The organism is Cytophagales bacterium (assembly GCA_019456305.1).
Lineage (GTDB): Bacteria > Bacteroidota > Bacteroidia > Cytophagales > VRUD01 > VRUD01.
This window is the reverse complement of sequence record VRUD01000103.1, coordinates 1-12,222: the sequence shown is the minus strand read 5'-3', so window position 1 is coordinate 12,222 and position 12,222 is coordinate 1. Positions and strand designations below refer to the sequence as shown.

Here is a 12,222-nt window from a genome sequence, read left to right as displayed (position 1 = left end):
ATAGTTTTTCGCACTATTATTATATTATTGTATTGTTGATATTAATCTTATCTAACGGGGTGAAATTAAAAGCCCAGCAAGATCTACAGCTCAGCCATTATATGTTCAATAGTATGTATTTGAATCCTGGATATGCGGGTATAGAAGGAGTTCCGGGTCTGACCTTTATATGGAGGGAACAATGGGCATTCTATGACGCCTCATTTGATGACGGTGGTTCTCCCTCTACACAGGCATTTACCTTTAATACACCTGTGCCAAAAATTGGCGGTGTTGGAATTCAGGTGGTAAATGACCGGTTTGGACCAATGTCAAACTTTGAAATTCAGTTGTCATATTCCTATAATTTGGAATTGACTACCGGCACATTGGGTTTTGGTGTCAGAACAGGTATGTTTTCACGTACTATTGGGAGATTTAATTACAGGCCGAATGATGAACCTGATCCGGTAGTCCCCGATCACAAGGAAACGCAAATTAAACCCGATATGGCTTTTGGAGCCTGGTTTAAAGATAAATCAGACCGGTATTATGGCGGAGTAGCCATTAACCATCTTCTTCAACCAAAATTTGACTTCGGTAAACCAGATACTGTTGATTCAAGACTAAAACCTCATCTTAATGTAACAGGGGGCTATAACTATCAATTAAACTATGAATTGACCATAACACCCTCTTTTATTTTTAAAACAGATTTTAATACTATTTCTTATGAAATTAACGTGATGGGTATGTATAACGATCAATATTGGGGTGGTTTAGCTTACAGGCAGCAGGATGCTTTCACCATACTGGCAGGGATCAGTTTTTTAAAAGATAACGCGTTGCGTACAGGTTACTCTTTTGATCTGACCATAATTGGTGCAAAAGCAAAAAAGCCTACATCCCATGAAATTATGTTGGCATATACTTTGCCTCCGCTGCAAGCGGCTACAAAACCTATTATCAGAACGCCAAGATTCAGGCATTAAAATTTCCGTAGAGACGCCCAATTTGGACGTCTCTACGGAAATTTTTGTACAAAACTTAAACTAAAATAAATAAGTTTCGTACTATTGTGAAAAATTTATTGGGTCGAAATAAAAATTTTCTACCAAATAGTTTTGGTTTTGATTTTTTTTAATAATATTTGGGCGTTTTTTCGTTGTATAAATAAAGTTTTTTTGTATTAGTTTTATATATTTCGTACATTTGCGTATTACTACATTACTAATTGTTTTAAAAGTAACTATACACCCTGATAAAAAAATTGCAGGGGTAAAAAAAATTACAATTATGAAAAATTTAAATGGAATTATTCGAAGCATTGCAATTGGTTTATCTTCATGTGCAACGCTATTCTTTCTTGACGGTTGCGGAGGTGGTGGTGTTATTGGAGGGGGAGGAGAATTGACCGGAGTTCCAGGCAGAGTCTATGAAGCTATGACGATGCCTTATGGTATGATAATGTGTCCTTCAGGTACATTCCATATGGGACAGGCAGATGAGAATGCGGCTCGTACCATGGTAAACCAGAATAAGCAAATTACAATTGGCGCTTATTTGATGGACGAAACTGAGATAACTAATAATGAGTATCGGCAGTTTATTGCAGTCTTGTTGAACGATTCATTGGATATTTTAGGGGAAGAGACTATCATGAATGATTATTATCCTGATACAATGGTATGGGTGCGCGACTTTTCTTATCATTTTGGCGACCCGATGATGGAGTATTATTTCTGGCATCCGGCCTTCGATGATTACCCGGTGGTAGGAGTAGATTGGTTTGCAGCAAAATATTTTTCTGAATGGAGAACAAAACATATGAACGACTGGCGTACAGAATTGGGTTTGTTTGCAATGCCAAGATTCAGATTGCCTACTGAAGCAGAATGGGAGTATGGAGCTCGTGGTAAAAAACCTATGGCAAAATATCCATGGGGTAACCCTTATCCCAGAAATGCAAAAGGCTGCGTACTGGCAAACTTTAAGCCAGGCAGAGGTAATTATTTTGATGACGGTTTCCAGTATTCTTCACCTGTGGCTTCCTATTTTCCAAATAGTTTTGGATTGTATGATATGGCAGGTAATGTTGCTGAATGGTGTGAAGATGCATGGAACGATGCAGCTGTTCCTACGGTTTGGGATCTAAACCCGGTATATAAAGATGATAATGAACCGAAAAAGATTATAAGAGGCGGCTCCTGGAAAGATATATCTTACTTTTGCGAAACCGGTACAAAGGATTTTGAATACCAGGATACTACTAAATCATATGTTGGGTTCAGATGCGTGATGACTTATCTGGGACGTTCGTCCGGATCTGGATTTTAGGAAAAAATAATTGAAGAGTAAATTTTTGAATGACCCTGAATTTTAGTTCGGGGATGAATTATTAAGTTTTTTTCACTATTCATTTAACTAAACAAAAATAATTATGTTTAAAGGATTAAAAGGATTCTTCAATCAAAGGGCTATAAAAAAACTGGAAAAAAAAGGTCTTTCACCAGAAGAAATTTCCAAAGAAATGGAATTGCGTGCACTACAAAGTGCTGATCCCTATTATGTTCCTGAGTGGCTCCACCAGTTCTTCATATCGATCATGCCGAAGTTCTATGGTCTTGGAGCGTCAGTTGTGATTATTGGTGCGTTGTTTAAGATCATGCACTGGCCCGGGGCTAATCCCATGCTTATTATAGGCTTGGGTACCGAAGCTGTTATTTTCGGATTTAGCGCCTTTGCACCACCATTCCGTGATTTCGAGTGGGGTAAAGTTTATCCGGAATTAATGGCGCATGATGATGAAGATGGAGATGGAGCACCCGGTAAAACCGTAAGTGAAAAATTGGATCACATGATGAGTGATGCTGAAATAGATAGTCAACTGATCGGTAAATTGGGGAAGGGATTGCATAATTTAAGTGATACAGCGGCAAATATGGCTGATCTGAGTAATGCTACGGCTGCAACAGATGAGTATGCCCAGAATGTTAGAAATGCTGCAGAATCCATGCTCGCAGTAAAGGAAGCCGGTAATTCTACGGTAAATGCTATGAGCACACTGATTGAAACAACATCAGAAGCACAGGAATATCAAAACCAGATGCAGAATATCACCAAAAACCTTGGGGCGCTGAACGCAGTATATGAAATGGAGCTGCAGGATGCCAATACCCATCTGAAGACCATCAATAAATTCTATGGGGGCCTCACTTCTGCTATGGAGAATATGTCGGATGCCGGTAATGAGACACAGCAGTTTAAAGAAGAGATCAGTAGGCTGGGTTCAAATTTGAACACACTTAATAACTCTTATGGCGATCTGTCTGCTACGGTACAGACTATATCAGAAACACGTAAAGATTCTGAGCAATTCAAAGAAGAATTATCTCAACTGAATTCTAACCTAAATTCTATCAATAGCGCTTATGGAGGTATAAATACAGTGATGGATAATGTATCCAAGACAGGTGAGGAAGCTATACAATTTAAAGAAACATTGTCTGAATTGACTTCCAGATTAACCGATCTGAACGCTATCTATGGAAGAATGTTATCGGCTATGAAAGGATAATATGATGGAAGATGGTTGATGGAAGATGGAAGATGGAAAATGTAATATCAATAATAAATAATCAATAATCAATTAATATGGGAGGTGAAAAACTATCACCGAGACAACAAATGATCGGGATGATGTACCTGGTGCTTACTGCATTGCTTGCATTGCAGATTAGCGCAGCCATCATCAATAAGTTTATATTCCTGAATAAGGGACTTGAAGCAGCGAATGATAGTCACGTTTTTGCTGCTGAAAACGTTAGGCACAAAATGCGCCTGGCGGTTGAAAAGTCAGGAAACAGGGCTCCTGATGTCGCTGTATTAGAAGCTGCAAAGTTTGTTAGTGTAGAATCTAACAAGATAATAAGGAGAATGAACTGGTGGAAAACTGAGCTGATAGAAGCATGCGGTGGAGAATCACCGCCTGGATCTGGAGTTCCTGAAAATAAAGCAGAAGATGAGCAAGTGCATCATATTATGATAGGATCGGCTGAAAATGGATATACAGGGGATGCAAAAGAGGCCGGCCATGCTTATGAGCTTAAGGAATTACTGGATGGTTACTTATCTTTTATCAAATCCATTGTAGATGATCCGGAGGTGCAAGCCATTCCGGGACTGGCGCTTAGCGCTGAAGAAGATCCTATCTGGAAGAATGACGCTGATCAAACAGGTAAAGATTTTGCTTACCTGGCTTTTTCTAAAACACCAGTAGCTGCTGCACTTGCTGTGCTAAGCCAGAAACAGGCAGAGGTTAGTTCCCTTGAAGAATTGGTAATGAATTACTTCGCAGAGCAGGTAGGCGCTGCTGATCTAAAGTTTGATCTTATCAGGCCCATGGTGAAGCCCGAATCAAGAATTGTGGCTGCGGGAACAAAATATAAGGCACAAATGTTTCTTGCTGCTTCAACTTCCGGCATGAAACCGGAAATGAAGTATATGGGTAAAGATGTAGTGGTAGATGCCATGGGAATGGGGGAGATAGAATTCCGGGCTACGGGCGGCCGCTACGATAAAGAAGGAAAGATCAAAAAAAAGTGGAAAGGTACAATTACGTTACGTGGTATGGTGGATACAACTTTTATGATTGAAGAAGAGTATATTGTAGCCCAGCCGGTGATCCAGATCCAGTCTCAGTCTGTGTCGGCACTTTATTTGAACTGTGGTAATAAACTGAGGGTATTGGTTCCTGCATTGGGTCAGTCATACAGACCGAGTTACGGAGTTACGGGAGGTAAAGCGATAAGGGGATCAAGGAAAGGAGAGGTTACTATTGTTCCAAATGCTAAAAAGGTTATTCTGAGAGTATCAAGCAGCGGAACTTATATTGGCAAAGAAGAGTTTAAGGTCATTGGAATACCTTTACCGGATATTGTCGTTTATATTGGAAAGAGAACCGTAGATAGGAAAAAAGGTGTTAATGCACCAGGTCCCAGAACGCTCATAGTTAAAGCAGAAGCCGAGAAGAATTTTAAGGCTTTTCTTCCTGACGATGCACGTTACAGAATTGTGAAGTGGGTAGCATTTCTGGCAAGAGGAAGAAGGCCGGTGACTACAATAAATTGTACATCTTCTAAATGTAATATATCTGAAATTGCGAGTAATGCAAAACCTGGCGACAGGATTGTAATAGATGTCAAAAAGGTTCAAAGATTGAATTTCAAGAGTAAGATAGAAGAAGTTATAATGCCAAGTAATGAAACAATTTTTAATATTCCTATTCAATAAATTGTCCCATTAGATGTATTTACTATCTAATGAGACTAAAATATTTTTATTATGAAAAAGTTAAGCTTTTTATTCGTCTTTATCTCCGGAGCAATTGCAATAAGCATAGCCCAGGAAGATGACAACGGTTATAATCCGTTGTCAACAGATCCTATTCATGAATCTGATATTATGTATCAAAAATCGATCGTCCGAAGGCTCAGGTTAGATGAAAAACAGAATCTCCCATTTTTCGCTAAAAACGCTGAAATTTCAAGGATCATTATGGATGCTGTAAAGCAGGAAAAATTGATCCCTTACGCGAGCGATTCATGTGTCACCACGATGACCAAAGAGGAGTTTCTTAAAAAAATCAAAGATGAGAGATTGGGAGGTACAGGGGAAGATACCTTGTTTGGCGGAGATGAGGATGACGATTGGGGCGATCCTGACCAGGAGGGACCTGCTACAGAGACCGTCTCAGATGAATACTACCCTAAAGACATTTTCATTTTGGATATAAGAGAAGATGTAATCTTTGACAAAGAGCGGTCACGTATGTATTATGATATATTGGCTTTCACGATGGTGGTTCCAGCTGGGAATACTTTAAAAGGTTTTGATGTGTCTGTGGCGTCATTTAAATACAAAGACCTGATTGATATTTTCAGGCAAGATGAGCGTGCTGTATGGCATAACGCTTTTAATGATGCAGAGCAATATAATTTTGCCGATGCCATTAAGCTGCGATTATTTAGCTCCTATATCACAAAAGTATCTAATCCTAAAGATGAGGTATTGTCTGATATATTTGGTGGTGAATTGGGGGGTATTAGAGCTTCAAAAGCGGAGTTGTATAAATTATTTGAGTATGAGCATAATCTTTGGGAATTCTAGTTAGTTTTTAGTTGGTTGGTTTGTTAGTTATGGTTAAATAGTTACTTGTTTTGGTTTTTGGGTTTGTTGGTTTATCCAAATCATTTCATTTAATTATAAAAACTAATAAACCAATAACTAAAATAATCTCTCTTTAACCAAACCTGCTTTTTGCCACCCCACTATTTCAACTAATTCTTCCAAAGACGCTTGTTTGATCTTTTTTGGTGATTTGAATCTTGCAAGCAGTTTTTCCATACTTTTATCCCCTATACCATCAATTTTAATAAGTGATGGTGATATTTGTGTTTTACTTCTTTTTTTTCTGTGAAATTGAATAGCAAATCTGTGTGCTTCATTGCGTATTTTTTGGATCAATTTCAGGGTTTCAGACCTTTTATCAATGTGCAGCGCGATATTGTCTCCGGGAAAGTATATTTTTTCTAATTTTTTTGCGATACCAATAATAGCTATTTGTCCGTATAACTCCAGACTTTTTAATGCTTCTGTTGCTGCATTTAATTGTCCCTTTCCGCCATCAATAATGATAAGTTGTGGAACAGCCCCCCTATATCCCCCCGAATCGGTGAATCGGTGAATCGATGAATCGGTGACTTGCCTCCCCCGTTTCTCCGTTTCTCCGTTTCTCCGATTCGGGGGGCTGTTAGGGGGGCTGTTGTATCTTCTATAGACAATTTCTTTCATTGAAGCAACATCATCAGGGGTCGTGACAGATTTGATATTAAAATGCCTGAAGTCTTTTTTTGATGGCGTGCCATTTTTGAAGCATACCATTGAAGCCACTGCATTTTTCCCATGAATATTTGAATTGTCAAAGCATTCAATATGGGTGGGAAGGGATTTGAGTCTCAGGTCTTTTTGTAATTTTTTTAATATCTTGGTTTGATCATTTCCGGTTGACCTGTTTTGTTGTTTTTCATTTTGAAAAAAACAGGCATTTTTCAGTGACAGTTCAATTAGTTTTTTCTTATCCCCTCTTTTGGGGGAACTGACTGGTATTTCAACTGGAATATTTGTTATGATCTCATTAGAAAAATACTTTTCCTGACTTTCATCTTTATTTATTTGATGATCTAAGAAGGGAGCAGGTGTAATGGTTTCAATAATTACAAAAGCTAGGATTTCAGCATCTGTTTCATTAAGCTTTTTCTTTACTTCAATTGTTTTGGTATTAACTATCCTGCCCTTAACTACCTTTAAATAATTAATGTATGCGAATCTTTGATTTGATATGATGGTGAATACATCAAGGTCATATATTTTCTGATTTACAACAAGAGATCTGCTCTGGTATTTATTGAGCAGCTCTAGTTTTTCTTTATATTGCTGAGCTTTTTCAAATTTAAATTCCTTTGCTGCTTTCTGCATTTGAGATTTTAAAAAAGATAATGCCTTTGTAAAATGACCTCTCAAAATGCTCTTAATCTGTAATATATGTTCATTATATTCTTTTTCTGATTGCAGCCCTTCGCATGGTCCTTTGCAATTGCCTATGTGATATTCAAGGCATACTTTATATTTCTTTTTTTTAACATTTTGTTCTGATAGATTGTATTTACACGTCCTTAGTTGATAGATACTATTAATTAATTCCAATATAGTATTCATTGTACGAACACTTGAATAGGGGCCATAAAAAGTGCCATTGGGAGGTTTGATATGGATGTTTCTAAATGAAAATACACGGGGGAATCGCTCATTGGTAACGCAAATATATGGATAAGATTTATCATCTTTTAATTGGATATTATATTTGGGCTGGTGTTTTTTTATTAAATTATTTTCAAGTAAAAAGGCATCAAATTCGTTATCAACAATCGTGTATTCTACGTGATCAATTTGATTTATAAGCTTTTGTGTTTTCCAATTTACCCCCCTCTTTCCCCCCTTAAGGGAGGAAAAATAGCTGCTAACTCTTTTCCGAATATCTTTTGCTTTTCCAATATAGATAAGCGAATTATTTTTGTCGAAGAATTTATAAATGCCGGGGTTGTTGGGTAGTTTACTTGTTAGTGGTAGTTCAAGCATTGACATGGCTTTAGTTTAAACTAACGTTGCAAAATGCATAATTTTCAAAATCACATTGAATACCTTTCAGTCGGCAGTCCACAGTCGGCAGTCCACAATCGGCAGTCGGCAGTCCACAGTCGGCAGTCCATCCCGAGTACTCGGGAGCAGTCGGCAATTGTTTTTTGCCGACTGGGGACTGTAGATTGCCGATTGCCGACTTTATCAATTTTGCCTTTTTGCCGATTGCCGATTGCCGACTGCCGACTGCCGATTTTATCAATTTTGTGTACATTTACAGAGCTAAGATACAGTTTAACACGCTATATTAAACTAAAGCCATTGACATTTGTGTGTTTTTTTAGAGGCTTAGGATTAATCTCTTTCTTTTTGTAGCAGTTTTTGTGGGTCTTGTCTGGCATCAAAAACTTGGGTTATGAATACTTTTTTTTCTGTTATTTTATATATGATCTTATAATTCCCTTTTACCAAATATCTATGACCTTCTTGCAGAACTTTCAACATTTCTTCTTGTTGACCTGCAAAAGGATGTCTTTTTAATACATCTGTCCGCCTAAAGATCGTACTTCTAATTTTACGAGCTATTTTGCTGTTAACTTTCTCTTTATAATATAGGTAAATTGAGCTTAAATCCCCTCTAGCTGATTTGGTCCATATAACTTTCATCTTCACCAATTTTCTGCTTCTTTTTCCAGGTCTTCTTGAGTGATTACCCTACCATCTGCTATATCTTCATTTGCTTGTTTTGCCCGTGCAATTATATCTTTTTTAGTGATGGGTTTTCTATCTGCAGCATACCCCACAATTTCATCAAGATCATTTTCTTTAACCAGCTTGTAAATTTTTTTAATCAGGCTTTCATCTCCCTGATCGATGTATTGGTGAAGCTTTTCTTTGATTTGTGCTGTACTCATATTTTTTGTGTTTTGTTAGATAATTAACGTTTTAAATTAACTTTAGTTGCATAAAATTAATCAATACAAAATTATAATTTCCTAATTCCAAGCTGCATGCATACAGTATCAAGCAACCAGTTCCGAGAATCCCCAGCCCCCAGCCCCCAGCCCCCAGCACCCAACACCTACTTCAGTCTTCCTCAAACCGGTTCTCAACAGGTCTTGAAATTGATAAAGTATCACTTATCCCTGCTATAGAATCACAATCCAATTCTACAGATAATTTTTTAGTGGGTTTTAAAAATCTTCTTTTGGTGATACCTAAGGTGGCATCGTCATAAACTTTTTGCATATAAAGTGCCCAGATTGGCATGGCCATCCTTGCACCCTGTCCATATTCCATAGTGCGAAAATGTATACATCTGTCTTCACCGCCTACCCATAACCCTGATACCAATTGAGGCAGCACCCCAATAAACCAGCCATCAGAACTATTTTGGGTAGTACCCGTTTTGGCGCCTATTTCATTATCCCATCGTAGGTCATATCTGTTCAGACCGAGTGCCGTACCACCCTTTTCTTCGGTGGAGCCTTTTAGCATGTGGATCATAAGGTAGGCGCTTTCTTCGTTTAGTACTTCTCGTGTTTTTGGTACAAATTCCCGGATCACATTGCCATTTTTATCTTCTATCCGGGTAATGTAGATAGGCTCTGTCCATATTCCGTTATTCACAAAAGTGCTGTAAGCCCCCACAAGCTCATAAACAGAGACATCACAGGTTCCCAGGCATAAGGCCGGGGCAGCTACCAAAGGACTGGTGATGCCCAGTCTTTTGCCATATTCTACAACCAACCGGGGTTTTAATCTTTTCATAAGCCGGGCTGTAATGGAATTAACCGACCTTGCCATTCCCTGCCTGATCGTTAGCATTTCACCGGTGAATACACCGTGACTATTTTTGGGTGTCCAGGATGTATCTCCGCTGCCATCTGCCTTCCTGACTGTAAAAGTTGTTGGTCCATCAATCATTGTATGACAAGGTGAAAATCCATTATCAATAGCTGCAGTGTATACTATTGGTTTAAAAGTAGAGCCTGGCTGTCTTTTTCCTTGTTTTACATGGTCGTATTGAAAATATTTATAATTGATACCGCCCACCCACGCTTTAATATGACCTGTGTGCGGATCCATAGACATGAATCCTGTATGTAAGAAATGTTTAAAGTACCTGATAGAATCCATAGGGCTTAATACTTTCTCAATATTACCACCCCTCCATGAGAAGACTTTCATTTTTCTTGGAGTATTCATGACAATATGTATTGAATCGGAGCCTGCACCATACCGTCTTACTAATTTTCGATATGTTTCTGTCTTTTTTGCTTCTTTTTCGATGTAACCTCTGATTTCTTCATTGTTTTCGTTGATCCAGGGATTTCTACCCTTCCAATGCTCGAAAAATTGTTCCTGTAGTATAGTTAAATGTTCTTTTATAGCTTGTTCTGCATATCTTTGCATGCGCGAATCAATAGTTGTATAAATTTTCAGGCCATCTGAGAAAAGGTCATAGCCATGTTCTTTGCACCAGTTGAGCATAAACTTCCTTACAATATTGTTTCTGAAATAAGGCGCAACCCCTTCACTATGTTTTTCTACTTTATAATTTAGTTCAATAGGCCTTGTTCTTATTGAATGGTATTGAACCTTTGATATATAATTGTATTTGTACATCTGGTGAAAAACAATATTTCTTCTTGCTAATGAATTTCCAGGATTTAAGACCGGACTGTACCTGGTAGGCGCTTTAAGAAGGCCGGTTAAAACCGCTGCTTGTTCTAATTTTAGAGATTTAGGAGAGGTACTGAAAAAGGTTCTGCTTGCCACCTTGATGCCAAACGCATTGCTTCCAAATGAAACGGTGTTAAGATACATGGTAATTATTTCCTTTTTTGTATAGGATCGTTCGATCTTAATAGCAGTGATCCATTCTTTCACTTTAATAATGATCGTTCCCAGCAAAGGAATATTGCTTAATGTGCCTTTAAGCTCTTTGCTTCTTGTTCGGAATAAATTTTTGGCAAGTTGCTGGGTAATTGTACTTCCCCCGCCAGCAGCCGATCGTCCCAAAAAAATTGTTTTGAACAGGACCCTGAATGACCCTCTGAAATCAATACCTGAATGCTTTGCAAACCGGATATCTTCTGTACAAAGCACAGCGTTGAGCATGTGGTGAGAAATATCTTCATAATCCACAGCGCTCCGGTATTGCCGGAAAAAATTACCCAACAATACATTATCAATTGAATAGATCTCTGAAGCCAGCTCACTTTTAGGATTCTCCAGAATTTCTAAACCGGGAAGCCCCCCAAATAAGCCTAATAAATTAATGTTTACAGAAAAGATAAATAATATAAACAAGAACCACACTGCTATAAATGAGATCCATAATGTTTTTAGGAGTTTGGAGGACATGGTTGATGCTGGTTACATGAATAGAAAAATCTTTTGCAAATTAATGAATATATGAAAAAAATGGCTGTAAAAATTTGTTTTATTTCTTATATTATTTATATCTTGCAAGATATAACTTAAGTTTAAAAAAAAGTTAAAAAACACCTTTTTTGTTTGATCATATTAAATTTTTACTTATATTACAGAGTTTTTATTACAATCAGTAAACTTAAAGATCATGAAAAAAATCACTAAACTCTCGTTATTCATTACATTGTGCGCCTTATTGTATAGCAGTAATAATTTTGCACAAATAGATTCTTTAGCCGGACAGGAAATTTTCGATAGGTTCGGCAATTTATATAGCCTAAATGATTTGATCATACCCTCAGATGAAGATATTATACGCCATTCTCATCAATGTACAGCAGGTTTTTTTCTATTAACTTTTACTGATCGTGAGTTAGGGATAGGTACTGGTTTTGATGATCCTGCAATAATTGGCAGTGATACTCTTGGTCAGCTTCGAAAAGATGTGATTTGCCAAGTCTTTACCGATCTTTCTGCACTTATGGCAGGTCATATCCTGATATGTATGGAGTGGTTATTCATGCAAACATTATTTCAATGATACTAAATGGTGATTTTATAGAAAAAAAAGATACATTGAGTATGATATTATCAATAATTTTATGTTTT

Annotated in this window: 10 protein-coding genes; 6 read left to right on the top strand and 4 right to left on the bottom strand. The window is 37.6% G+C overall.

The features are described 5' to 3' along the window. The 5 genes from FVQ77_16035 to gldN form a co-directional block, all read left to right on the top strand. On the top strand, positions 1 to 971 hold a 971-nt coding region (locus tag FVQ77_16035), incomplete at its 5' end, for a type IX secretion system membrane protein PorP/SprF (GenBank protein ID MBW8051811.1). 304 nt (positions 972 to 1,275) lie between these two features. After that, positions 1,276 to 2,316, top strand: coding sequence for an SUMF1/EgtB/PvdO family nonheme iron enzyme (locus FVQ77_16030; protein MBW8051810.1), 1,041 nt, complete (start codon positions 1,276 to 1,278; stop codon positions 2,314 to 2,316). A gap of 268 nt (positions 2,317 to 2,584) precedes the next feature. Then, positions 2,585 to 3,556 carry a gliding motility protein GldL gene (gldL, locus tag FVQ77_16025; GenBank protein MBW8051809.1) on the top strand — a complete coding sequence of 324 codons (972 nt, stop codon included), beginning with the start codon at positions 2,585 to 2,587 and terminating at the stop codon, positions 3,554 to 3,556. 77 nt (positions 3,557 to 3,633) lie between these two features. After that, the gene (gene gldM / locus FVQ77_16020) at positions 3,634 to 5,271 is read left to right on the top strand and encodes a gliding motility protein GldM (GenBank protein ID MBW8051808.1); all 1,638 of its coding nucleotides are present in this window, start codon (positions 3,634 to 3,636) and stop codon (positions 5,269 to 5,271) included. A gap of 51 nt (positions 5,272 to 5,322) precedes the next feature. Next, complete coding sequence (gene gldN / locus FVQ77_16015) at positions 5,323 to 6,147, top strand: gliding motility protein GldN (protein MBW8051807.1); 825 nt, start codon at positions 5,323 to 5,325, stop codon at positions 6,145 to 6,147. Between the two features lie 117 nt (positions 6,148 to 6,264). Here the strand turns inward: gldN and uvrC are convergent, their stop codons facing one another. From uvrC to FVQ77_15995, 4 genes are all read right to left on the bottom strand, one after another. Next, positions 6,265 to 8,181, bottom strand: a complete 1,917-nt coding sequence (uvrC, locus tag FVQ77_16010) for an excinuclease ABC subunit UvrC (protein ID MBW8051806.1) — start codon at positions 8,179 to 8,181, stop codon at positions 6,265 to 6,267. 348 nt (positions 8,182 to 8,529) lie between these two features. Further along, the gene (locus FVQ77_16005) at positions 8,530 to 8,841 is read right to left on the bottom strand and encodes a type II toxin-antitoxin system RelE/ParE family toxin (GenBank protein ID MBW8051805.1); all 312 of its coding nucleotides are present in this window, start codon (positions 8,839 to 8,841) and stop codon (positions 8,530 to 8,532) included. 2 nt (positions 8,842 to 8,843) lie between these two features. Next, positions 8,844 to 9,089, bottom strand: coding sequence for a hypothetical protein (locus FVQ77_16000; protein MBW8051804.1), 246 nt, complete (start codon positions 9,087 to 9,089; stop codon positions 8,844 to 8,846). Between the two features lie 172 nt (positions 9,090 to 9,261). Next, positions 9,262 to 11,544, bottom strand: coding sequence for a penicillin-binding protein (locus tag FVQ77_15995; protein MBW8051803.1), 2,283 nt, complete (start codon positions 11,542 to 11,544; stop codon positions 9,262 to 9,264). A gap of 217 nt (positions 11,545 to 11,761) precedes the next feature. Between FVQ77_15995 and FVQ77_15990 the strand changes: the two genes are divergently transcribed. Continuing rightward, complete coding sequence (locus FVQ77_15990; protein MBW8051802.1) at positions 11,762 to 12,154, top strand: hypothetical protein; 393 nt, start codon at positions 11,762 to 11,764, stop codon at positions 12,152 to 12,154. Positions 12,155 to 12,222: the final 68 nt, after the last annotated feature.